Raw genomic sequence first — 22,692 nt, forward strand, 5'->3', positions numbered from 1 at the left:
GCAAACAGATCTCGGTTCATCCCTATTGTCAGCAGATGGAATTACTTTTTTACGTCATGCGAGTGAATTCCGGATCAATTACTTCAATGGAGATGTTTTAGTTTGAAAGGTTCAAGCGAAGACCAACCGACGCTTCACCAGTCTTACTATTATTCATCTTTTGTGTGAGCGGTTCCGTCTGTTATTGCCCAAACGCGCGCGCAGATGCTGTGCCCGCTTGCGCTTTGCAATTTTTTAAAAAACAAACTAAAAAAAGCCATTTAAGAACAATGTGGTGCAAGGCACATAAGGTACCTTGCTGGTTTTGCGCCAAGAGTCGACATTTTTTTAAGCAGTCGCGTTTGTTTTTATGTTGCAGAAACCAAGGCAAGCGCATCTGCACCCGCTGGAAAATGCAATTGCTTTGAGCTGTCATTCGCTGCTCGCCACACCACCTCGGCCACATCCGATTCCCTGGTAAACGCCGCCTGCTGCGCAAACAACGTAAACACGGACTGCGCGTAAGCGGCATAACTTTCCGGGATTAATCCCGCCATGCGCTCGCCACCATTTTCCGCAAAACGGGTCGATGGCCCATAGCCGGGCTCCACCAGTTTTACCCCGATAGTAAACTCTGCCAGCTCGTGCGCGAGCGATCCGGTAAAACCCTGAATGGCGGTCTTACTTGCGGTGTAAACCGCGACCAATGGCATGGGTGCGAGGGTCGCACTGGAGGTCACATTCACAATCATCCCCGCACGGCGCGCGCGAAATTGTGGCAACACCGCTTGCGTCATCGCCATCACCCCGAAGGTATTGGTTTCAAAAATTTCACGAATCGTCGCCATGGGCGTGACTTCAAAGGCGCCGAACAAACCAATGCCCGCGTTATTCACGAGCACATCGATATGCCCGCTGGCATCGAGCACGGCGGCGATACTTTCGGGGTTTGTCACATCCAACGGCAACACGCGCAACCGTGGCGACGCCGGCAAGATATCTTCACGCGGACTGCGCATGGTGGCGATCACCTGCCAGCCCTGGGCGAGAAAATAGCGAGCGGTTTCCAGGCCGTAACCTGACGAGCAACCGGTGATAAGAACTGTTTTCATAGGAATCTCCTTAATGATGGTGTTGGTTAAGATGTGGCCATGATAAGCTCCGCAACCAATACCCTCTATAACGGATAATCCATAAAACATTATCAATAGTCTTGAAGTTAAGCCATGATGCATAACCCTCTCTCCGATGTCATCGCCCTGCTCCGGCCCAGCCAGGTGTTCTCCAAAGCCATCAGCGGCGCCGGGCGTTGGGGCGTGCGCTATTCATCCTTCGGCCACCCGAGCTTTTGTGTCGTGCTTGAAGGAAGCTGCCTGTTGGCCGTGGATGGCGAAGCGATGCTGACACTGGAGGCAGGCGATTTTGTGTTGCTGTCATCAACACCCGGCTTCACCATGTCGGGCTTCGAGCCGGTGACGCCCATACAGACAGATCCACTCGCCAGCGCGGGTGACATGGATGAAGTTCGCCACGGCGACCCGAATGCAGAACCCGACGTGCGCTTGTTAGGTGGCTATTTTGCTTTCGATTCACCCGACGCAGCCTTGCTCGTCTCGCTGCTACCGACGCTGGTGCATGTACGCGGCGAGGAACGACTTGCGACGCTGGTACGACTCGTGAGTGATGAATGCAAAGCACAAAGACCGGGCCGGGACTCGATCCTGACGCGATTAATAGACGTGTTATTAATTGAAGCCCTGCGCGCAACCCCCGGCGAAAAAACACCACCCGGTTTACTACGCGGCTTAGCCGACCCACGGCTCGCACTCGCCCTGCGCAACATGCACCGCGACCCGGCGCACCCGTGGACCGTAGCCGAACTCGCGAAACACGCCACACTCTCGCGCTCCGCATTTTTCGAACGCTTCTCACACGCCGTAGGCATACCACCGATGGAATATCTATTAGCCTGGCGCATGGCCGTCGCAAAACGCCTGCTCCGCCAACCCGATGCAGGACTCACAAAAATCGCCGAACGCGTCGGCTACGGCTCAGCCAGCGCTTTCAGTACCGCGTTCACGCGCTACGCCGGCGAACCACCAAGCCAATATTCCCGGCAGTATTTAAAAGCAATCACTTCGTGACTTTATTGATTGCGCAATTTCAAAACTCCAATAACCCGTAGGTTGAATTAGCCAAAGGCGTAATCCGACAAAACAAAAACCGTGTAATACCGCGTAATTGACTTTCCGCCCCAATATCCCGCATTAAAACCAATAAACCCATGCAAAAGAATTCTGAAAAAACACGTCCCCGAGCTGGCACAAGAGTCTTCCATGGGCTTTAATACAGGAATTATTGCCGGGCGCTACAGCAAGACTTTCTCAAGCAATAATGCGTAACAGGGAAAAAGGGAATGATAGGTTTGTTACTTCTTTATGCCGCCTTCCCCACGATTGTATTCCCCGAAGTTTATATGTCAGCGAGGCTAGATGATCAGTGGCCCATAAGGCCTCGCTGATTGTTGGCTTATGGATGAGTTTTAGGGGCTGCTTTGTGCCCAAAGCGGACGCTGGGACTGTATAAACACAGGTCCGGCTAAAAGCTGTATATCACCTGTTCTGAACTCGAAAAATGAAATTGGAAACAGGCGCCTTTTACAAGCAGATGATATTTGGTAATAGGCGCTATGATAATTTATGATTTGGCTGTCTAAATAACTATTGAGGGAGAGTGCGTGGCTCGTCTCACAAAAGGACAAAAAGAGTTTATTAAAGAAAGAACAATAAGTTTTTTTGAAAACTTATTGTCATTTCATGTTGCATATCAAGCAGCTCAATTACTTCATAATAATGCCCAGGAGAACTGGAGAGAATTCGAAGATTTTCTTCACATGGACTACCCCATAAAAGGAATAGGCATAAAAGCGACACGTAAAAATTTAGATGAACCCGACGAGGATTGGGGTGGCTTTCTTCATAGTCAGGAACCGTTGAGTCCAGCACATGTTGCTCCCGAGCTATCCTATTATCCATTGGAGGCCGCATCATCAGCTTATATTTATACCCTGCTAGAGAACTTTGGTAATGAGATATCTGAAAATGTAAATCCGGGCGGTTTAAAAAATCGACAAGCATGGCATTACGGTGTGCACGGTGACTTAAATATTTCAGATGAAAAAACTGTAGATAAAGCGAAGAAAGGGTTTGCCAAATCGTTTTCAGTTGCAGAGAGAAAAATCACAAAAACCGCCATTAAAAGATTGGTTTTACTAAAAAGCGCAAGGAACGAATTCATGCATGAAGGGAGCTATTCCTGTGAGTTTAGCGAATTTTTTCAGTGTTCAATCCAAACCGTTTGCCACATATATTTTATGCTCCTTCCAAGTGAAAAAGATATTTCAGTATATCCATACGAAGATTTTAATGGTAAGTGGAAAAACTCTAAAAAGTGACTACGTTTAGAAACATTTTTTGTTTAACCCCTAGGCCAGCTATTTTCGAGTCTAAGTGGAGTTGTATCATTCTCCGCTTTCGGCCGGTATGCGATGTAATAACCTGTTCCGATTCTCAATATATGCGGCTTACCCAGTTGTGCCCGAAGCGAAAGTTAAATCCTTAATTAGTCAACAGCACAAACCAGAGATTTTTATGCCAGATAAATTTAACCTATATGATGTTTACGAACAGAACTTAAATTTTTTGTTTGGCGCTGGTGCGTCTTATGGATTTCTCCCAACATTGGCGTTAAATATTAAAGATCGTGAAGGAACGCATTATACTTTTGAGACTTTGGCAAAAGAGCTGGATAAGGGCAGTACCCGCGATCTATATACTCTGCTCTTTATGTACTACTTTAAGAAATGCATCAATACCGGATTACCACGACTACCAATGGCACCACATCCACCGTATCGTGCAAAAGTTCTTAAAGAGTACAAAATTTTCCTAAAAACTCTATTATCAGTATTAGAAAAGCAAAACCGAAATGATAAAAAGTGCAATATATACACGACTAACTACGACAATTGCTTTGAGCTGTCTGCTGACTCACTAATGACCGAACAAGCTTTGAACTGTGCAATCAATGACGGAAGTTCCGGATTTCAACAGCGGAAATTTCATACAAAGAACTTCAACAATCGCGTCTTACAAAAAGGTATATTTGATAAACACGCCGAATATATTCCGCAAATTAATATCCTTCATCCGCATGGCTCTGTCTACTGGCATAAAATTGATAAAAATATTGCGGTCAATTATGGCCATTCACCATATGACATTATTTTTGATTCAGAGCAAGAGAAGCTCCTGAAGGCATTTGAAGAGTTACTTGACGACAAAAACAGGAATATAAATGATCTGATTGAATTCGAGAAGGATGAGCTTGGCTTATGGGATTGGAGTACCCTGCAAGCTGATACCTTTTGGGAGAAATATAAAGAAATTCCTATAGTTAATCCCACAAAGTGGAAATTTCATGAAACTGTTTTCGAAGAAGCCTACTACCAGATTCTGCGTCACTTAAGCTTTGAGCTGGAGCGCCCAAATTCGGTTTTGATAACCTTTGGTTTCTCTTTCGCAGATGAACACATTTTGCACTTAGTGCAGAGGTCCCTGTCTAATCCCAGCTTAACCGTTTACGTCTCCTGTTTTAACGAAGGTGAAAAGCGTGAGATGCAGAATAAATTTAAAGGTGTAATGGTCAACAAAAACCGGACAAAAAGTTAAGCACACTTTTCAAATTCAATCGGGCTTTTGTAGCCCAGAGTTGAATGTGGTCTTCGCGAGTTATACCAGGTCACAATATAAGCTCGCACATCCCGAATTGCATCTTCTCGATGGCGATACAAATTATCCCTGATCCACTCCCGTTTCAGGCTGCTAAAGAAGCGCTCCACAACAGCATTGTCCCAACAATTTCCCTTGCGGCTCATGGAACACACAATACCGTGCTGCTTCAATGAAGTCTGATACTTCAGGCTCGCATATTGCGAACCACGATCCGAATGGTGAATGAGTCCCGCCGATGGCTTGCGCATATTCACCGCCATCATCAATGCGCGAATCACCAGCGATTTCGTTTGCCGTTTATCCATGCACCAGCCAACAACCCGCCGCGAATACAGGTCAATCACCACCGCCAGGTACAGCCATCCTTCTGCTGTCCAAATATAAGTAATGTCTGCAGCCCAGGCTTGATTCGGTGTAACCGGATTGAACTGCCGATCAAGTATATTCTCCGCTACCGGCAATTTATGGTTGCTGTTGGTGGTAATACGAAACTTACGCTTCTGTTTAACTACCAGCCCCAGCTTTTTCATCAGTCGTCGTACCCGATACCGCCCCGCCGCAAAACCTTGTGCCTGTAATCGCCGCGCCATGCGTCTGCTGCCCATGCTGCTGTTGGATTCAACAAACAATGCGCGCATGCAGGTTTCAAACCTCTGCTGTTCCGGATCAGGCTTATCCTGTTGCTGTCCCAGCCACTCGTAATAACGACTGCGACTGACACTTAGCATGCGACACAAGTGTTTTACCCGGCAGCGCGAAGCATGCTCTCGGATAAACGCAAATCTCACCGCATATGCTTCGCGAAGTAGCTGCTGGCTTTTTTTAAAATATCATTATCCAACTGTAGCTCGCGCACTTGTTTTTCAAGTTCACGGATACGTTTTTGCTCGGGGGTCATCCCGGCTTTTCCCTGGTAATCACTAAAAGGCTGAGCTTCATGCTCTTTTAGCCAGCGGCGTAGCATATTGTGATTGATATCCAGATGGGCCGCTGCCTCACCTATACTGAAGCCTTGATCGCGAACCAGGGCGATGGCTTCAAGTTTGTATTCAGGCGTATATTTCTTTCGTGTTTGCTTGGTCATAGGACACCTTGATGTTTTACGGTATTATCCGCTTAACTTGGTGTCCGGTCTAATTAGACCACTTCAAGGGTATGCAAATGTCAAATATATTGCCATAGATGATGACCTGACTTTTACTCGCTTTAACAAGCGTGTATTCACTCTTAAAAAGGATGGTGAGTAAATGAGCATTGCCATCGGAGAGGTCGTATCCGTAAAAGGAATCAACATTGTTATCGAGCTGTATGAGGAATCGAATAAAGAAACGCTATTCTACGATGGCAAGAAGTTTAAAGGTGTTTCCATTCAAGAGCATGTCCTGATTAAACGAGGATTTAAAGACATAGTTGCACGCGTACAAGGCGAGTACTTGGATGCGCGGCTACATTCTGAAGATAGTGGCAACTATGTCCGAAAAGTAGAGTTGAAACCTATTGGATTTTATCATCAGGAAGAATTCTTCGAGGGCATAAAGCATTTACCGATGATTCGGGACGTAGCTTACTTGATGAATGATGAGCAAGTGAGACAGATTTATGGTGAGCCAGATGAAAACTTTGTTGTTGGTGAGATTTTAAAAGAAGAACTTCCGATATCATTACCTTGGGCAAGTCTTTTCAATACACATATAGGAGTATTTGGAAATACTGGTAGCGGCAAATCTAATACTCTTACAAATTTATACACGACTCTTTTTCTAAACAAGTTTGAGCAACTAAATGGCAACAGCCATTTTGTTGTAATTGATTTCAATGGTGAGTATACAGGCAATCAATTAATTGCCAATCCAGAATACAAAAAAGTTCACGAATTGGATACTCGTTCGGATGATGGCGACAAGTTTCCGTTGAGTGAGAGCGTGTTTTGGGACGAAGAGGTTTTCGGTATTCTATTTAAAGCGACGGAGAATACGCAGAAACCATTCTTAAGACGTATCGTGGCTGGCAGGGAGCGATTTAAAGATACTGAGGACAGCCTTGTTACCTATACAAGGAAAACTATAACTAAAGCACTAATCAGCACATCACCCAAAAAAGAGTATGCCGAACTGATAAGGACTATTGCAGGAGTAGTTTTAGCAGATGAACTCAAGGATTTAGCCAGAAAGATGAGTTGGTACAGTAAAGATGGGAAGTTCTATATCGTCGGAGGAAATTTTCTCAATGGTGGTGAAAATGATGCGACATATCGAAATTATTTCAAGCCACACATTGACAATATAACGGTGGGACAACTGGATCATTTTGGAGAGCTAAAACTTCGAATCAATCTTCAATTGCTGGCAGATCTAACTGATGAGTATGTCCAGTTTGAACATATACAACCACTTTTGAAACGCGTCGAGGCTTCACTAAAATCTTTAGAGCGCGTGTTTTCAATTGGTAAAAACCCTGTCAACAACCTCCTGACGGTGATTTCTCTAAGGAGGTCAAATCAAGAAGTTAAGAAAGTCATCCCGTTGCTTTTAGCAAAATATTATTACAACTCTCATAAGGAAATTGTAATCAACCAAAGTCCTCCAAAACAAACATTCCATATGATAATCGATGAAGCACACAACATTTTGTCGATGCAATCGAATCGTGAAAGTGAAAGCTGGAAAGATTATCGATTGGAGCTGTTTGAGGAAATTATTAAAGAAGGGAGGAAATTTGGCTTCTACTTGACGCTTTCCAGTCAGCGTCCTGCTGATATATCACCAACCATCATGTCTCAAATTCATAATTTCTTTATTCACCGGCTGGTTAACGATAGGGACTTATTGTTACTGGAAAACTCCATTAGCACGCTGGACTTTCTTTCTCGCTCAATGATACCCAACTTGCCCAAAGGCTGTGCGGTGATAACAGGGACATCATTTGATATTCCTATGGTTGTGCAGTTTAAACAACTGGCTAAGGATCACCAACCTGATAGCGGAGATGTAGATTTGAAAGAACTCTGGAAAGATATTTCTTAAGGGAAATATTAACTATTGCAATTGGCAAATGAGAATATTGAGAGGGCCGACACCAGGCTGATACAATCGATAACTTCCGCTTTTGGCCGAAAGCTGCCATCAAGTCTCTTTCGATATAGTATTTATACGCGACTATTAATTCGTTGCAACCACTCATCAAACAGTTGCGCTTTATCGCTGATCGACCGAGACATACGCTTCATTCCTTGCGCATATGCCTTATCTGCCGAATCACATTGGGCGATATGAAGACTTACCGATTCGCAAAAAAAAGTACAATAGTCATTAAACTCGGAAAACTCATCGCAAAGGTTCAGAAATTCCTGCCTGAGCGATAGCTCCTGCCCGTCAATCTTCCTTTTTGTCTCTATATCCAACATATTAAAGCCGTCCATATACATATTATTTGCTAATCATAGTATGTAGAACTATAGTATGCAAATTAGCAAAGTTGGCGAATGCCTACACAACCCAATCAATGCCAACTTGTTAACGTATTCGCGGCCAATGTTCGACGCAAACGGCTGGAGCTCGGGCTTTCCCAGGAAGAGCTTGCGGAATATGCCGGGGTGCATCGCACTTATATCGGAATGCTGGAACGGGGAGAGAAGAACGTCACAATTTATAACATCGAGCGATTGTCTATCGCTCTGGATGTGACCCCGGCCTATTTATTAACGCCTTTCGAAAAATAGTATTACCGGCTTTTACTATTCCGCCGTAGATAAGGAGCAACGCGTGAAGAATGCTGATGAAAAGGAAGATAGCTACTCGATCAACCCTTCATAAAATTAGCTGTGCAGGCGTAAATGAATTTCTCTTTATCCGAACTGGCTACTTTGATTCGCCTCGTTGACAAGGAGTTGGAGGAACTGCACGAACAGATTAATTCTGATAACGATGAGATAGCCGACGATGCCGCGGATCTTTCAGTTCAGGTGGGTGAGATAGCTGGAAAGCTTAAAGCACTTTATGAAAGCAATTGGCAAGAAGGCAGCAACCATGTGCCTTACGATGAAATTCTAAAATAATAAAAAGCTGGCCTTCCTCCCGGCTCGCAGCCCCACCCCAAACTGATACAGTCTTCAGGCCAGCCTGATGTGAACCACCGCTGATTCCCCGAGGTTACATAAGGAAGGTGGTGTAATCCACAAGCGGTATGCTATAAATTTAGCTATGGCACCATCCACCTACGCCAGCTCTCGCAGAATCGGGCATGCCTTGCGAATGGATGTGTTAGCAATGAACAAGTCGAGGAGTTCGGGTTATGGATCTTGGTGAAAAAGTCAGCGTAGACATGATTGCGAGCGAAATGCACGACGAAGAGACGTGCGCTTTCTGTAGCTCAACCGAACCGCCGAAAGACGTCGTCAATGATCTAACCGATGAGCACGATGAAGACGCCGAAGCCAAGCTCGGCGATAACATGCCCACTTATAAATTCAAGAACGATGCGGGAAAGTTGGGTACCGCGCTCGGCGGCAAGCCGGATGCAAAGATCGTCGCGCTAGCGAATAAAGACTTTGAAGCCTCGGTAGCAGCGCACCATTTGATTCCGGGTAACGCGGCCCTTAAAGAAAGCCAATTATTCAAGTCGGAAAAATACCTTTGGAAGGACGGTAAAGCCAAAGGCAATATCGGTTACAACATCAATGCCGGCGAAAATGGCGTCTGGTCGCCGGGCAACTATGGCGTCCGCCCTTGGGGCCCCGGTGGGGCCGCGTTTAAGTTGGGCAATCCGACGTTGGAGCCAAAAGACTTTGCTTTTGCCGCCATGGACAAATGGCGCACTCAATTTCATGATGCACATGCGGATTACAGTTCTTTTGTGAAGGACAGCCTGGATAAGGTGTTTGAAAAACTCGAAGCCAAGAAAGACATATGGTGCCCTGAGGCCAAAAAGAAAGAAGAGAAAAAGCCTGAGGAAAAAGAGCCTATTTACGCGCTGGTTCAGCGGTTGAATACCATCTCTTCCCGTATGAAAAAGATGCTGACCTTCCCTACCCGCAACTGGAAACGTAACATCTATACATCCCGCTTTGTCGAAATGTACATGACTGATAAGTCACACCAGGATTAATGTTCGGAGCTACCTATGTATTATCTGTTATCCGCCAATAGCCGTCCTCGCCGCCGCATTGCTGAAACGCCGTTTATAGAGAACGTCAGTTGGTGGCGGGGTGCTGTGATCACGGCACCGCTCCCGAAACCACTACCCTTTTCGTTGCACCCGTATCGCCCGTTTTCGGAAGACGAGGATCAGTATATGGGAGCCATTATGGAAACTAACCCGCCGCTTTGGCGTGATGATTTCATCCAGGCGCTCCGCGACTGCGGCGTGCATAACTTTGATACCTACGATGTTGCTATCTCAAACCCGGACAACAAGCCGATCATTGATGCGTTTTATCAGGAAATGCGCGATGCCGGCGTCGATGATGTGGATCAGTATCTTCGCGATATCGGTTATCAGGAACTCGGGGAGTGGATCGATCCCAAGCCTGGGGCCGTGTTTACCAATTATAAAGCCGTTAATGTTCTCGGACTCGTTGCTGCCGCCGATATGGCGAAATCCGAAGCCACCGTTCACGATGGCATTCCACTGATTGATGTGGATTTTAATTCGTTGGTTATCGATGAAAATAAAACGCGGGGCATCAAGATGTTTCGGCTGGCGGAATCCACTAACGCCATTCTTGTGCATGAATCCTTGCGTGATGCGCTTCTGGAGAAAGGCTTTGGATCAGATGTTGCCTTTTATGATCTGACAGAAATTGCCCTTTAGCGGCCTGAAGCCGCCGCCACCTTAATCAATTGCTCTTTACGCGCAGCTCTGCCTTTTTCATCCCATACAATCAGTGTGACCCGGTATGTACCTGGTGCTGTGTAGGTATGGGTTGGATTTTTTTCTGTGCTGGGCAACCCTTGGCCGAGATCCCATAGCACATGTGCGATGGAGCCGTCCGCATTGCTTGAGCGCGAAAGATTTATAAATTCAACGGGCTGATGCTCCTTAATGCGCTTGTTAACTTTAAAATCAGCGCTGGGTATGGCGCTGTTATTGAATCCTGAGGAGCTTGGTACAACATTACTTTTATTACTGGCAACATGATTGCCGCTCCACTGTAAATCAGTGCCCTGGTAGGTTGTTATTGCACCTTGCTTGTTATCGGTTAGGACATTATTGATAAACGTAAATTGATCGATACCCTTTCCACTAAACTCCACGCCAAAGCCTTCATTTCCTTTAATAGCATTTTCTTCCAGAGTGACGTGGTGGGAATTACCGTTGATACGAAATCCATGGCCCTGGTTTTTATAGGTAGATTGCGTGTGATTTCTGTAGGTGTTGGAAAAGCTATTTTTATAAAAATAGTGATAACCCAATCCGGTTGCTTCGCCTTGTAATTGTGCACCCCAATCAGCCATACCGCTGATGGTGTTGCGCCCCCAAAACACATATTCTTTGGGGTAATCAACGGATATAGAGATACCCAGTTTTGCACCTTGATTAACCTGGTTGTCGGTAAAGATATTATTTGATCCTCCCGCCAGTTCAAGGCCAGCGTATTTCCAGTCATCCACTTTGTTGGAGCTAACACTGTTTCTGCGGATTGCACTGTTATTTGTTTTGTCCAGGCTTATCCAATGCTCAACGGTGTTGTCCTCAATGAGCGCGCGATTGCACTCGGTGTGCACTTCAATCGATAAACCCTCAGCGACCTTGCCTATTCCGGTAATTGAGTTCCCACTAATCGTTAAATCTGTCGCACCATTATTGGCAAGTATTCCGCCGCGCCCTGTATCTGTGATGGTGTTTCTGAGCGCCTGATTGTGCGAGGAGCCATTGGCAAATCGTATGGCCGCGCCCCATTCTGACTTCACACCAATATGTGAAAATGTGTTATCCGATAGCAGACTATGATTAACAGCCTGTTTCCATTTCGCATTACCTTCAAATAAAATCCCGTGAGGTCCAAAGCCGTTATAAGCCAAATTTCGTATCGTCATGAAATGTATTTTATGGCCGCCGCCATTTGTGGCAAAAATGCCATTCGCCAGGTTTTTCAGCTTTCCATCAAGGGTGAGTGTTGTTATCTCTACATTGGAGAGATTCGCCAGGTCAATCATCGTGAAGCTTTTCTCTCCTGAAAACTCAACAACCGTTCCTGCTTGAGACTCACCTTGAATTTTAATGTTTGACCTGGACGTTATAGCGCGGGAGATTTTATATATGCCATTCGGGATAAATATCGTATCACCGGCATTGGCGGTGTTGATCGCCGTTTGAATAGCCACCGTATCATCTTTCTCGTCATCGCCTATCGCACCATAGTTGGCAACATTAATACTCAAAGCAGCGTCTGCGTTTTGACTTGCGGCTTGTAGAGTCATGCCACATAACATCAACGCACTGACAAGACTGACAACTGGTGTTTTCATTATTCGATATCCTGAGAAGCCTCTGCATAAGGCAGAAACATATCACTTCACGGTGGTATGAAGCATCTTACCCAAAAATCGTTTACATGTTTTATCCCTGAAGGTGTGATGTCCAATCGCCATGATCACGCAGGAGAATTGAAAAAGCCGGAGCTTTCGCCCCGGCTTTTTCGTTTACACCTATCGACTTATTTGGCTTGCAAAAAATTCAACAAGTCCTGATTCAACTGTTCCTTATGCGTATCTGCCAATCCGTGCGGGGCGCCTTTGTAGATGATCAGTTTTGAATTCTTGATCAACGCGGCTGAGGCTTTGCCGGTGGTTTCAATCGGTACGAGTTGATCGTCGTCGCCGTGTACTACCAGGGTTGGCACATCAAATTTTGCTAAATCTTCTCTGAAATCCGTTGCTGAGAAGGCGGCGATGGAGTCGTAGGTATTTTTTGCACCGGCCATCATGCCTTGTCTCCAGAAGGATTGGATCATGCCTTGTGAAGGTTTCGCGCCTTCGCGGTTAAAACCAAAGAAGGGGCCGGAGGCGATGTCCAGATACAGTTGCGAGCGGTCTTTGTTTGATGCTTCACGGATGCCATCAAACACCGACATAGGCACGCCATTGGGATTCCACTCGGTCTTCACCATGATCGGCGGTACGGCGCTGATCAGTGCAGCTTTTTTCACGAGTTTGGTGCCGTGCCGACCGATGTAACGTGCCACTTCGCCGCCGCCGGTGGAGAAGCCTACCAGAGTTACATCTTTTACCTTGAGGGCTTTGATCACGGCAGATAAATCGTCGGCATAATGGTCCATGTCGTTACCGTCCCAGGGCTGGCTTGAGCGGCCATGACCACGGCGGTCGTGGGCGATGACGCGGTAGCCTTTCTCGGCGAGGAATTGCATCTGCGACTCCCAGCTGTCGGAGTTAAGCGGCCAACCGTGGCTGAACATCACGACCTGGCCATTTTTGGGGCCCCAGTCTTTGTAGTACAGCTCTACGCCGTCTTGCGTGGTGACGGTGCTGGCGGTATGGACAACCTTGCTTGATGCCTCGGCGGCGATAGAGACGAGCGGCAACGCGGCAACGGCTAAGGTGGCGATGAGGGTACGCGTAAATTTATTCATGACTTTGCTTCCTATCAGTGAGTTAAATGTTGGGTTTGGGTACACGCTGTTTTGTGTTGACGAGGAGCATTGTCTAGCAATCCCCCATACGAATTGATACAGTTTGTCTTCAATTTTTGACGGATCGTATTTTATGGTTGATCGACTCGCTGCCTTGCTGGGCCACTTTTCAGTCAGTGCCCGCACCTTCCAATCCGGCCCGCTGTGCGGAGTTAACACGCTGGACGGGACAGATCCCTATGGTCAGTTGCATCTGTTGAAGGAGGGAAAGGCAGAGGTCTGGCATGGCAACACCAAAGCCCATGACCTTCAGGAGCCGACCTTGTTGTTTTATCCGCGCCCCACCGCACACCGGTTTGTGACCCATGCCGAACAGGGTGCCGATTTTGTGTGTGCGCACATCGCGTTTGAGGGCGGTGCGGCGAATCCCCTCGCCAATGCCCTGCCCGCCTGCGTGTGCATCCCGCTGTCACAATTGCCCGACAGCGTGTCGGTACTGACGCTGTTGTTTGCCGAAGCCGAGGCCAGGAATTGCGGCCGACAAGCGCTGCTGGATCGGCTGTTTGAAGTGGTATTGATTCAACTCTTGCGGCAACTGATGGAAAACGGCAGCGCCCAGGTCGGCCTGCTCGCGGGTTTTGCGCATCCGCAATTGCGCCGCGCGATTGTGGCGATACATCAGGAACCGGAAAAAGAGTGGACCGTTGAATCACTCGCCACGGTTGCGGGTATGTCGCGCAGTGTTTTTTCAAACCTGTTTCGCGAAGCCGTAGGAGAAACGCCCGCGAGTTATCTGCAACGCTGGCGCATCGGCCTGGTACAAAAATGGTTGAAGAATGGGCAATCGCTTAAGTTGATTGCGGAAGAAGCGGGGTACGGCAGCGAGTCCGCGCTCTCGCGGGCGTTTAAATCGCAATGCGGTGTTTCGCCGAAGGCGTGGCTTAAGCAGGCGCGCGGTGATTAGCTTTGTGCCTTGTTATTCTGCCGACGGCTGATCACTCTTCCAGGCCGTGTTGTTGATCTTCTGCAAAAGATCAATCAACTGCCGCAGTTCCTGTTCTTCCAACCCGCTGAAGGTTTTCTGCAACAGCGGCACGCATGCCTGCTGCGCTCGATTCAGGTGATCCTTGCCATCGGCAGTGACGGTCACGTAACTCACGCGCGCATCTTTTTTACACTTTCGTTTCTGCACCCACCCCCGCACATCCATTGCCTGAATCGCCTTGGTAACAGCGGGTTGATTCATCTGCATGGTCTGCGCAAGGCCCAATACCGTTTCTTCGCGATTGGCGTGAACCAGATGAGTTAATAATGAAATCTGGGTCATATTCAGACCCAGCGGTTCGAGCTGACGATTGAGGCGGGCGGCCAATTGTTGATAAACAATCGACAAGCATTGCACGCCGGCTCCGAGCAAGGATGGTGGAATTTTCATAGCGACTCTTGACAATATATTCCATGGAATACAATAATACATTCCATAGAATACACCTTAGGAGCTTATATGGACATAGTTAACCCCCACACCCGTTTCGTTAACCGCAGCCTCACCAGCCAATTCAATGTCGGGTACTGGTGGCTGATGGCACTCATCGGGCTCGTTGTTGCCCGTTTAGTCCAGACACTGTGGCTCGACCCATCCTATGTTGCGTCGCAATATCCTGTACCTTTTTATGTCGGCCAGATGACGTTTGATGCTGCCGAATTAAAAAGTTATTACCAGGTGATGTTGGACAAAGGGACTATGCCGGTTTACTGGTCAACCCAGTGCATTGATTTTGTCTTTATCGCCTGCACCTACCTGGCGTTCTTCGCGTTAAGCCAAAGTATTTTTCATAGCATGGTGCGGGTATTTCCCAACGCCCTGCGCTGGCGAAACGTGGCGGCGTGGATGTGTTTTATCGCCCCCTTGGCCGCCGTCGCGGATGCGATTGAAAATTTATTGTCTTTTATTCTGTTGCTACAGCCGGTGAGTTTTCCTGATTTTCTGGTTTATCCCTATAGCAGCTTTGCGGTGATTAAATTCCTTTTATTTGCTCTCACATATCTCTGGGCGTTAGTGATGGCAGTAGTCCTGGTGCTGACCCTGTGCGGACGCACTTGTTACGGCTTATTCACTGGAAAAGCCAATTAATACACATCGGTTTTTTAACCTGACTTTTCAAAATTTATACATTGGACGTACGCTATGTTGCAGACTATTGCATTAATTTTTCTTGCCCTTGTTATTCTGATCGCGCTGCTTATCAGTTTTAGACGCAGCCGCACCATCGGCAAATACCTGGGTTATGCAGGCGGGGCCGCGTTATTTATTGCAGCGGTGGTTTATGGCTATTTTATGCGGCCCATCAATATACCGCCGGCACCTGCACTGGAAGCTCAAGTCATCGCACCCGAGACCCGCGCGGCATTAACGGCATTGGATTTTTATCTGGGTGCAGGCACCTATACGGTTGACGATATAAAGCACCACGCCTTCACGGATTTATTTAATTCCTATACCGCGATCAATGCGCTGAAGATTGGCGCTGTGCTCACAGAGATTAATCAGAAAATCTATGACTTCACGCAAGCGGATCGCTTTATTGATGAAGCCTTGCATCAAGGTTTACGTATCCGCGGCCATGCCCTTGTTTTCGGCAAACTGAGTGATATTTATGAAGAACCAAATTTGCAAACCTGGCTGGATACATACTATCGCGATGACGCAAACAAGCGTCAGGCGTTGCAAGAATTGGTGGATCATCATATTGATACTATGGTGACGCGCTACCAGGGCAGGATCACGCAGTGGGATGTGGTGAACGAGCCCCTGGGGCTGTTTGGGCAAGGCGAGCTGGAAGATAACGTGTTTTTGCGAAATCTGGGACCTGATTATATTGCCAATGCGTTTAAACGGGCGCACCTCGCTGACAATCAGGCAAGGTTATTTTTAAACGAACAATTTGATCGCTACACCGGGCCCAGAGCCGATGCATTTATCGCGTTAGTCAAACGCTTAAAGGCACAGGGAGTGCCGATACACGGTGTGGGCCTGGAGCATCATATGTTGTTCACGCTCGCGCCGCGTGAAGAAACCAAAGCGTTTATTCAACGGTTGTCAGCCTTGGGCGTTGATGTTGAAATTACCGAACTGGATGCGCGCCTTCGTCTGTTTGCTGATGGAGAAAATCCGCATCTGGCCCAGGCGGAATATTACCGGGATATCATGACCGCCTGCCTCGACATCAAAGCCTGCAAAGGCGTTACGTTCTGGGGTTTGCACGACCAGGACGCGTGGCACAAAGATTTGCCGTGGATGTTTGCAACGCCTAATGATCCCTATTTGTTTGACCAGGACAAAAATCCCAAGATTGCGGCGAAATTAATTTCCGAAACCATAGTGCAATGGGATGTGAATGCGCGGTAGGGTTTGAAGCCAGCCACACGCACACATACCGCGCGCTGCGCGCGACGCGGCATAGTGCGTTTAACTAACTGCTCGAATTATTTACCAGGTTAACCGCAACTTGTGAAACGTGTTCGGCACCGCGCAGAATTTCGTCGATGATGGCTGTGGCTTCGTTCACCAGATCCGCGTTTTTGTTTGCCTGGGTGATGACTTCAATCATGCTATCGCGCGCTTGCACAACCAGGTTGCTGTTAGTGTCCACCATTTGATTAATTTCTTCCGTGGATTTGCTGGTTCTGGCCGCCAGTGTTCTGACTTCGTCGGCCACGACTGCAAATCCCCGCCCATGGTCGCCAGCCCTTGCGGCTTCAATTGCCGCATTTAATGCGAGCAGGTTGGTCTGATCGGCAATGGATTTTATCGTGGTGACTATCTTGGATATTTCGCGCGATTGTTTATTTAAATCCTCCACCCGCTCGGCGGATTGTTTTATATCCACCGATATTTTTTCTGAATTCCTGAGGTTTTCTTTCAGAATTTGTGCGCCGTGTTCAGATACCTGGGCCGTTTCTACGGCGGTGCTGTAAGCTACTTCAGCAGCCTTCTGAATCTTCAATTGTTTTTCAATACGCTCCGTGACATCACTCGCGACTTTAATAATTTTTACGATGTTTCCCGCGTGGTTGTACACCGGGTTATAGGTTGCTTCCAGCCACACGGTATTGCCGCGACTGTCTAACCGCTGGAAAAGGCCATTTTTAATTTTACCGTTGGCTAATTCCCGCCAGAAGTTGGGATTCTCGTTATAAAAATCCGTAGGACAAAATATTTTGTGATGTTTGTCTTTTATCGCATTGAGATCGCGGTAGCCCATTGTTTGCAAAAAATTGGCGTTGGCGTTGGCCACTGTGCCGTCGGGCGTGAATTCGATGATGGCGCTGGACCGGTGGATAGCGTCAATAAGCGCCTTACTTTCCATTGACTGCATTTGCACACTGGTAACATCGTAGGCAATCTTCATGATGTGCACCAAAACACCATCTTCATAGATGGGGATGTAAGTCGCTTCCAGCCAGATATCCTTACCGTTCTTATGCTTCCGCAAAAAGATGCCGCGTTTGGCAATGCCTTTTGAGAGATCTTGCCAGAACAGGGAATACTCTTTTGAATCAATAATTGCCTGTGGACAAAAGAGGCGATGGTGCCGACCTTTAACCTCACTCAGTGAATATCCAATCACGCTGAGGAATGACTCGCTGGCATCCAACACCTCGCCCGCTGTGGTGAAGTTGATGGTCGCGCAGCAGCGAGAAATGCTATCTAACCGATCCTGGGTGTTAGCGGCCTTCTGAGCCAAGGCTTCCAGCTCAAGCTTTCGCTTTTTCGAAAAGAACATAGATCTACCCGTAGATAATGAAAGGCCATATAAATCAATGAGTTATTCGTCGCGGCTTTCTAACGGAACACATTTGAAGCGTGCCCGGGAAGAATAATGATGATTTATACGCCACATCTCGCGAAATAGATCAGGCATTCAGCAAATAAAAACTATGCAAGGACCAGTAACCTGTCGATTTCCAGCTTTCCTGTTCGACTATCCTGGTAACTATTCTGAAAACACCAGAAACCATTCCATTAAATTAAGGAGGCTACTATGTCTAATGAAGCAAACACTGTGCGATTACACCGCGTGCTGCGGGCGCCCGCCGAGCGCGTGTATAAGGCGTTTACCGATAAAAGTGCTATTGAGCGCTGGCTGCCGCCCTATGGGTTTACCGGTACGATCCACACCATGGATGTCCGCGTCGGCGGCGGCTATAAAATGTCGTTCACCAATTTCGGCACCGGCAGCAGCCACTCGTTTACGGTGGAATATACTGAACTGGTGCCCAATGAATACATTCAACACAAAGATCGTTTTGATGATGAGAATCTGCCCGGAGAAATGACAGTTTCCATTACCCTCAAAACAGTCTTGTGTGGGACGGAAATCAGTATTGTTCAGGCGGGTATCCCCGACGTCATTCCAACAGAAATGTGTTATCTGGGTTGGCAGGAATCGCTGGAGCAACTGATCAAACTGGTTGAGCCTGACATTTCGGATAATGGATGAGACAATCTGCCCTTCATAATATGAAGGGCAGGTGGATCAATGAAAGTACGGAAGCTCGTTTCGATAGTTCTGGTGTTTATGTGTGTATCGGCATCGGCATTTGCGGATAAAACGGACACCATGCAAGAGGCTTTAAAAAGCATCATGCACCAGCACAAGATTCCCGATTTATCGGTCAGTGTCATACGGTCAGGGAAGATCGTGTATATCGCTGACTTACATCAGCGGAACGATAAAATTCTGCAAACTGAAACCGGCATTACACGCTTTAGAATTGCGTCTATCACCAAGCTGTTTACCGCTCAAGCAATCATGCAGTTGGTGGAAAAAGATAAGCTAAGGCTCGATGACGACGTTGCTGTGTATATTCCTGAATTTAAAAACGACCACATTACCATCCAGCATCTACTCACCCATCACGGCGGCTTGCAGGATAAAGTTTGGCCCGAGCCCTTCAGTGAGGACAGCGGGTTCAATGCTTATCTTAAAAATGTGCTGGCCGTGAATCCGGATACTAAACCGGGCATTCAATTTCAATATTCCGATACCGGTTTTAATTTGCTCGGCCAGGTTATTACCAAGGTTTCCGGGCTGCCCTATCACATTTACATCGAACGCAATATTCTGAAGCCTGTGTTAATGGAAAGCTCTGGTTATTATTCTGGATCGACCGGCGTACAACCAGATGTGGAACCTTTTAAGAACGGGCAGCTTATCCCTCACGACCAGCAATGGCCTTTTGATCCACAGTTTTTTCCCAGTGAAGGGTTAATTAGCAACGTTAACGATTTAAGTTTGTGGGTCCAGGCAGTTTTGACCAGGTCATCTAAACTTCTGTCAAAAAAATCCTATAAACAAATGACCACGCCTTTAGAAAAAACATCCTGGGAAGAAACCCGCATTGGTTTGGGTTGGTTCATAACTCGCCGTCATCAGATCGACTATGTTTACCATATGGGTGGTATACGCGGCTATGAATCCGTTCTTGTGATGGAGCCCAGTGCTAACAACGCTATTATTTTATTGACGAACAGTAGTGATGTGCCGCGCTGGGAAATTATTGATGAGATTGAGCAGGTATTGAAGGGTGGAAAAATTAGCGGAGCTTCGGCAAGATCCCGTATCTTCTGAGACGTATAGCTACCTGGAAGATACGGGATAATGCAACAACAAGACCGGATTCTAATCAGTTACCCTAAAGATAAATTTTCCTACAGATGCACGACGCCATTCCAGATCATTGTCTTGCATCCATAAATCATTTACGCCGGAGAGCCAACTCCCGCCTGGTTGCAGCGTTTGGCCAATGACAGTCAGTTGATCGTTCCAAACAAAGAGATGACTTAACCAGAAGGGCACATTCTCGTATTCGGCTGTCCAATTGCTTCCGTCAACTGATGAATAAATTGCACGGTGCGTTGTGCCTCTATTAAACAACCAAAGCTTTTGATTATAGAACGTAATTGCAAAATTACCAGTTATGACCAGATCATTCAAAACTTCTGGTTGCCAGGTCACTCCATCAGCCGTTGAATAGGCGACGAGCTCCTGCTCGGCAGTCCCGTAAATGCCGATGAACCATAATTTATCGTTGAAAACAAAAAATTGTTTATGAAATATCCTCGATGTTGGTAGGCCAAGCAAATCAACTTGCTCCCACTCAATTCCGTCAGTTGAGGCCCATACCTCTTCAAAAGTAGTAAAGAGGTCGTTTCCTCCAATCATCCATATCTTGCCGTTAAACGATACCATGGTTTGATTTGCGCGGGAGGAGAAGGGTGCGGGCGATAAAATTTGTTCCCATGTCTCGCCATCTGTGGATGACCATACATCCCTTCTGAAATCGCCAGGTCCCGCAAAGCCACCGACGACATATAGCTTTTCACCGTGAGCAACGAGACTACAGATTCCTTGCGCGGGTAAAGGCGTTGTCGCGGGCAATAGCTCCCAATCTTTTATATCGTTTGCTCGCCAAAGAAGGCCACGAGAAGCTGCATAAAGCTGGTCATTGAAGGTGTAGAAACGACATGCATCAGGAACAACCGTACGGGAAGTCAAATTTTCCCAGGTCAGGCTGTCGGTAGAGTTCCAGATGGTATTACGGAGAAATCCCCCAACCATATACAGCTGATCATTCAAGGTAAGAACCCTGTGCTCGAAATAGGTATCAGGAAGTGTTGCCATTGATTGCTCCCAAATAACGCCATCGTCCGACCACCAAATTTCATCCACGGAAAGATCATCTGTAGAACCACCTGTTAACCATAACCTCCCATCAACTTCGTGGATGGCATGGCCATAACGGCGGGAAAAATTTGCGTATTCAATTGCGAGCGACCAGTTGACGCCATCGAGAGAGGTCCAGATATCATTTGTTCTGCCACTCTCTCCATAACCACCCGATAGTAAAAGTTGTCCCTCAAATTCAATGACTTCAAAGCTCGTGCGCGCGCCGAATACAGCGAGATCTGTTTCCTGAACCCAGTTGATCCCGTTTGATGAAGACCATATATCGCCAAACCAGCTCTCATCATCTTCTCCGCCGATTAACCACAGCTTTCCATTAAAAGCCACTAGTGCATGTCCGTATCGCGGACTGAACGGCGAATTCGCATTTCGCAATGTCCAGTTAATGCCATCCGAGGATGACCAGACATCATTAGTGGGTCCTTTGCTGCTATCGCCGCCAATCAGCCACAATTGATTATTAAAATGAGCAACCCGATGATACTCTCGGCCAGAGAAAGCGCCCTGCTCCAATTCGATCTTCCAGTTAGCGCCATCGACAGAAGACCAGATGTCATTCCGCGCTCCACTTTCATATCCACCTATAATCCACAATTTATCATTAAAAGCGAAAGATTCTGCTCCGCGACGCACAGGGAGGTCGTCTGTTCGCAGGACTACTTCAGATGTTTCTGTTCCATTTTTGATGGCGTAATACGCATAGCCGCCTATGGCAAGCGTGGAATCACGCGCTTTATTGCCGAGTATCCAGCTGTGGGTTACGGGATCGCAATCCTGATAAAACAAGTAATCGCAACCGCCATCCGTTGTACCAATAAATTCCATACCGTTAGCAGAAGCATCGAACTCAAAAATGGTATCTTGCTCACCTATCCATGCGGTGAAATTGACGCTTGCTGGAGTATCGACAAGAGGCATTGATGATGAGCTGGAGCTGGTAGAACTCGCAGGCTCGCTGGATGACGAGGTTGATGAATTTTTCGAACTCCCCGACAGGGATGAAGCCGGTATCGAGCTAGCTTGCAAAGAACTGGTAATAGATGAATTTGCGCTTGAGGGAAAATTGGACGATGAACTACCCACTAATAGGGAGGATACTGATGCGCTTGTTCTCGATTCGCCACCATTACCGCCAGAGCCACCACCACCCCCGCAACCTGCAAGCGCGAACAGGCAAAGCATCAATCCCAGGTGAACTTTATACATACACATCTCCTTTCTTGCCGATGGTCGAATACCGGCTCTTAATTTGATTTCGCTTTATGAGTTAAGCGTGAGGCGTTTATTGACTATGCCGTAGCCCCAAGTACTTGAGGCAGCATTTCGAAGAGGTGGGATTGGATAACAAAACCAACAAAAAGTCTATCATCAAAATAATTTCCGTTTTCACTTATCTATTCATCCGGAACATATTCAAGAATATCCCCCGGTTGGCACTCCAGAATTTGGCAAATTTGCTCGAGCGTTGAAAAGCGCACACCTTTCACTTTACCGGTACGCAGCAGCGATAAGTTCTGTTCGGTAATGCCGATCTCCGTGGCAAGTTCTTTGCCACGAATTTTGCGTTTGGCCAACATGACAT

The 22,692-nt window shown here is 47.1% G+C and carries 22 protein-coding genes; 13 read left to right on the forward strand and 9 right to left on the reverse strand.

Features of this window, described 5'->3' with window-relative positions:
* Positions 1-347: 347 nt before the first annotated feature.
* On the reverse strand, positions 348-1,091 hold the full coding sequence (locus CBR65_RS11165) for an SDR family oxidoreductase (protein WP_087466924.1): 744 nt from the start codon (positions 1,089-1,091) through the stop codon (positions 348-350).
* A gap of 114 nt (positions 1,092-1,205) precedes the next feature.
* On the opposite strand from CBR65_RS11165, the gene CBR65_RS11170 reads away from it, so the two are divergent.
* The 3 genes from CBR65_RS11170 to CBR65_RS11180 all read left to right on the forward strand — a co-directional run bounded on the left by CBR65_RS11170 (position 1,206) and on the right by CBR65_RS11180 (position 4,709).
* Positions 1,206-2,123, forward strand: coding sequence for an AraC family transcriptional regulator (locus CBR65_RS11170; protein WP_198300717.1), 918 nt, complete (start codon positions 1,206-1,208; stop codon positions 2,121-2,123).
* Between the two features lie 593 nt (positions 2,124-2,716).
* Positions 2,717-3,433 (forward strand): hypothetical protein, encoded by a 717-nt coding sequence (locus CBR65_RS11175; protein WP_087466925.1) that lies wholly within the window; start codon positions 2,717-2,719, stop codon positions 3,431-3,433.
* 196 nt (positions 3,434-3,629) lie between these two features.
* Positions 3,630-4,709, forward strand: a complete 1,080-nt coding sequence (locus tag CBR65_RS11180) for a hypothetical protein (RefSeq protein ID WP_157672042.1) — start codon at positions 3,630-3,632, stop codon at positions 4,707-4,709.
* On the opposite strand, the gene CBR65_RS11185 is transcribed toward CBR65_RS11180, so the two are convergent.
* Both CBR65_RS11185 and CBR65_RS11190 read right to left on the reverse strand, forming a co-directional pair.
* Positions 4,706-5,560, reverse strand: a complete 855-nt coding sequence (locus CBR65_RS11185) for an IS3 family transposase (RefSeq protein WP_157671936.1) — start codon at positions 5,558-5,560, stop codon at positions 4,706-4,708. The two genes, CBR65_RS11180 and CBR65_RS11185, sit on opposite strands and share 4 nt — an antisense overlap.
* Complete coding sequence (locus CBR65_RS11190; protein WP_012486016.1) at positions 5,557-5,856, reverse strand: transposase; 300 nt, start codon at positions 5,854-5,856, stop codon at positions 5,557-5,559. The genes CBR65_RS11185 and CBR65_RS11190 overlap by 4 nt, the downstream gene beginning before the upstream one ends.
* A gap of 163 nt (positions 5,857-6,019) precedes the next feature.
* Between CBR65_RS11190 and CBR65_RS11195 the strand changes: the two genes are divergently transcribed.
* From CBR65_RS11195 to CBR65_RS11220, 5 genes are all read left to right on the forward strand, one after another.
* Positions 6,020-7,795: an ATP-binding protein gene (locus CBR65_RS11195; protein WP_087466927.1), complete on the forward strand. Its 1,776-nt coding sequence runs from the start codon at positions 6,020-6,022 to the stop codon at positions 7,793-7,795.
* A 458-nt stretch (positions 7,796-8,253) separates the two neighbouring features.
* Positions 8,254-8,490, forward strand: a complete 237-nt coding sequence (locus CBR65_RS11205; protein ID WP_087466929.1) for a helix-turn-helix domain-containing protein — start codon at positions 8,254-8,256, stop codon at positions 8,488-8,490.
* 114 nt (positions 8,491-8,604) lie between these two features.
* On the forward strand, positions 8,605-8,826 hold the full coding sequence (locus CBR65_RS11210; RefSeq protein WP_087466930.1) for a hypothetical protein: 222 nt from the start codon (positions 8,605-8,607) through the stop codon (positions 8,824-8,826).
* A gap of 236 nt (positions 8,827-9,062) precedes the next feature.
* Positions 9,063-9,875: an AHH domain-containing protein gene (locus CBR65_RS11215; protein ID WP_087466931.1), complete on the forward strand. Its 813-nt coding sequence runs from the start codon at positions 9,063-9,065 to the stop codon at positions 9,873-9,875.
* 15 nt (positions 9,876-9,890) lie between these two features.
* Positions 9,891-10,580, forward strand: a complete 690-nt coding sequence (locus tag CBR65_RS11220; RefSeq protein ID WP_087466932.1) for a hypothetical protein — start codon at positions 9,891-9,893, stop codon at positions 10,578-10,580.
* Here the strand turns inward: CBR65_RS11220 and CBR65_RS11225 are convergent.
* Both CBR65_RS11225 and CBR65_RS11230 read right to left on the reverse strand, forming a co-directional pair.
* Positions 10,577-12,238, reverse strand: a complete 1,662-nt coding sequence (locus CBR65_RS11225; protein ID WP_087466933.1) for a right-handed parallel beta-helix repeat-containing protein — start codon at positions 12,236-12,238, stop codon at positions 10,577-10,579. The two genes, CBR65_RS11220 and CBR65_RS11225, sit on opposite strands and share 4 nt — an antisense overlap.
* A 188-nt stretch (positions 12,239-12,426) precedes the next feature.
* On the reverse strand, positions 12,427-13,359 hold the full coding sequence (locus CBR65_RS11230) for an alpha/beta fold hydrolase (RefSeq protein ID WP_087466934.1): 933 nt from the start codon (positions 13,357-13,359) through the stop codon (positions 12,427-12,429).
* A 133-nt stretch (positions 13,360-13,492) separates the two neighbouring features.
* On the opposite strand from CBR65_RS11230, the gene CBR65_RS11235 reads away from it, so the two are divergent.
* The gene (locus CBR65_RS11235; protein ID WP_087466935.1) at positions 13,493-14,323 is read left to right on the forward strand and encodes an AraC family transcriptional regulator; all 831 of its coding nucleotides are present in this window, start codon (positions 13,493-13,495) and stop codon (positions 14,321-14,323) included.
* Positions 14,324-14,335: 12 nt separating this feature from the next.
* Here the strand turns inward: CBR65_RS11235 and CBR65_RS11240 are convergent, their stop codons facing one another.
* Entirely contained in the window at positions 14,336-14,794 is a 459-nt protein-coding gene (locus CBR65_RS11240) for a MarR family winged helix-turn-helix transcriptional regulator (protein WP_157672043.1), read from the reverse strand.
* A 69-nt stretch (positions 14,795-14,863) separates the two neighbouring features.
* On the opposite strand from CBR65_RS11240, the gene CBR65_RS11245 reads away from it, so the two are divergent.
* Together CBR65_RS11245 and CBR65_RS11250 are read left to right on the forward strand one after the other, a co-directional pair.
* Positions 14,864-15,493, forward strand: coding sequence for a hypothetical protein (locus CBR65_RS11245; RefSeq protein WP_087466937.1), 630 nt, complete (start codon positions 14,864-14,866; stop codon positions 15,491-15,493).
* Between the two features lie 54 nt (positions 15,494-15,547).
* The gene (locus tag CBR65_RS11250; RefSeq protein WP_087466938.1) at positions 15,548-16,768 is read left to right on the forward strand and encodes an endo-1,4-beta-xylanase; all 1,221 of its coding nucleotides are present in this window, start codon (positions 15,548-15,550) and stop codon (positions 16,766-16,768) included.
* A 64-nt stretch (positions 16,769-16,832) separates the two neighbouring features.
* Here the strand turns inward: CBR65_RS11250 and CBR65_RS11255 are convergent, their stop codons facing one another.
* Entirely contained in the window at positions 16,833-18,146 is a 1,314-nt protein-coding gene (locus CBR65_RS11255; protein ID WP_087466939.1) for a PAS domain-containing methyl-accepting chemotaxis protein, read from the reverse strand.
* Positions 18,147-18,404: 258 nt separating this feature from the next.
* Between CBR65_RS11255 and CBR65_RS11260 the strand changes: the two genes are divergently transcribed.
* Both CBR65_RS11260 and CBR65_RS11265 read left to right on the forward strand, forming a co-directional pair.
* Complete coding sequence (locus CBR65_RS11260) at positions 18,405-18,863, forward strand: SRPBCC family protein (RefSeq protein ID WP_087466940.1); 459 nt, start codon at positions 18,405-18,407, stop codon at positions 18,861-18,863.
* 39 nt (positions 18,864-18,902) lie between these two features.
* Complete coding sequence (locus tag CBR65_RS11265; RefSeq protein WP_087466941.1) at positions 18,903-19,994, forward strand: serine hydrolase; 1,092 nt, start codon at positions 18,903-18,905, stop codon at positions 19,992-19,994.
* A gap of 51 nt (positions 19,995-20,045) precedes the next feature.
* Here CBR65_RS11265 and CBR65_RS11270 read toward each other — a convergent pair whose 3' ends face one another.
* Positions 20,046-22,316 (reverse strand): hypothetical protein, encoded by a 2,271-nt coding sequence (locus CBR65_RS11270; RefSeq protein WP_157672044.1) that lies wholly within the window; start codon positions 22,314-22,316, stop codon positions 20,046-20,048.
* 188 nt (positions 22,317-22,504) lie between these two features.
* Entirely contained in the window at positions 22,505-22,687 is a 183-nt protein-coding gene (locus CBR65_RS11280; protein WP_198300968.1) for a helix-turn-helix transcriptional regulator, read from the reverse strand.
* Between the last annotated feature and the right edge of the window lie 5 nt (positions 22,688-22,692).

Origin of the sequence: Cellvibrio sp. PSBB006 (assembly GCF_002162135.1) — a bacterium.
Lineage (GTDB): Bacteria > Pseudomonadota > Gammaproteobacteria > Pseudomonadales > Cellvibrionaceae > Cellvibrio.

Coding starts and splice junctions, on each gene's coding strand:
- CBR65_RS11165 (WP_087466924.1), bottom strand. CDS start 1,091: ATGAAAACAGTTCTTATCACCGGTTGCTCGTCAGGTTACGGCCTGGAA.
- CBR65_RS11170 (WP_198300717.1), top strand. CDS start 1,206: ATGATGCATAACCCTCTCTCCGATGTCATCGCCCTGCTCCGGCCCAGC.
- CBR65_RS11180 (WP_157672042.1), top strand. CDS start 3,630: ATGCCAGATAAATTTAACCTATATGATGTTTACGAACAGAACTTAAAT.
- CBR65_RS11190 (WP_012486016.1), bottom strand. CDS start 5,856: ATGACCAAGCAAACACGAAAGAAATATACGCCTGAATACAAACTTGAA.
- CBR65_RS11195 (WP_087466927.1), top strand. CDS start 6,020: ATGAGCATTGCCATCGGAGAGGTCGTATCCGTAAAAGGAATCAACATT.
- CBR65_RS11205 (WP_087466929.1), top strand. CDS start 8,254: ATGCCTACACAACCCAATCAATGCCAACTTGTTAACGTATTCGCGGCC.
- CBR65_RS11210 (WP_087466930.1), top strand. CDS start 8,605: ATGAATTTCTCTTTATCCGAACTGGCTACTTTGATTCGCCTCGTTGAC.
- CBR65_RS11215 (WP_087466931.1), top strand. CDS start 9,063: ATGGATCTTGGTGAAAAAGTCAGCGTAGACATGATTGCGAGCGAAATG.
- CBR65_RS11220 (WP_087466932.1), top strand. CDS start 9,891: ATGTATTATCTGTTATCCGCCAATAGCCGTCCTCGCCGCCGCATTGCT.
- CBR65_RS11225 (WP_087466933.1), bottom strand. CDS start 12,238: ATGAAAACACCAGTTGTCAGTCTTGTCAGTGCGTTGATGTTATGTGGC.
- CBR65_RS11230 (WP_087466934.1), bottom strand. CDS start 13,359: ATGAATAAATTTACGCGTACCCTCATCGCCACCTTAGCCGTTGCCGCG.
- CBR65_RS11235 (WP_087466935.1), top strand. CDS start 13,493: ATGGTTGATCGACTCGCTGCCTTGCTGGGCCACTTTTCAGTCAGTGCC.
- CBR65_RS11240 (WP_157672043.1), bottom strand. CDS start 14,794: ATGAAAATTCCACCATCCTTGCTCGGAGCCGGCGTGCAATGCTTGTCG.
- CBR65_RS11245 (WP_087466937.1), top strand. CDS start 14,864: ATGGACATAGTTAACCCCCACACCCGTTTCGTTAACCGCAGCCTCACC.
- CBR65_RS11250 (WP_087466938.1), top strand. CDS start 15,548: ATGTTGCAGACTATTGCATTAATTTTTCTTGCCCTTGTTATTCTGATC.
- CBR65_RS11255 (WP_087466939.1), bottom strand. CDS start 18,146: ATGTTCTTTTCGAAAAAGCGAAAGCTTGAGCTGGAAGCCTTGGCTCAG.
- CBR65_RS11260 (WP_087466940.1), top strand. CDS start 18,405: ATGTCTAATGAAGCAAACACTGTGCGATTACACCGCGTGCTGCGGGCG.
- CBR65_RS11265 (WP_087466941.1), top strand. CDS start 18,903: ATGAAAGTACGGAAGCTCGTTTCGATAGTTCTGGTGTTTATGTGTGTA.
- CBR65_RS11270 (WP_157672044.1), bottom strand. CDS start 22,316: ATGTATAAAGTTCACCTGGGATTGATGCTTTGCCTGTTCGCGCTTGCA.
- CBR65_RS11280 (WP_198300968.1), bottom strand. CDS start 22,687: ATGTTGGCCAAACGCAAAATTCGTGGCAAAGAACTTGCCACGGAGATC.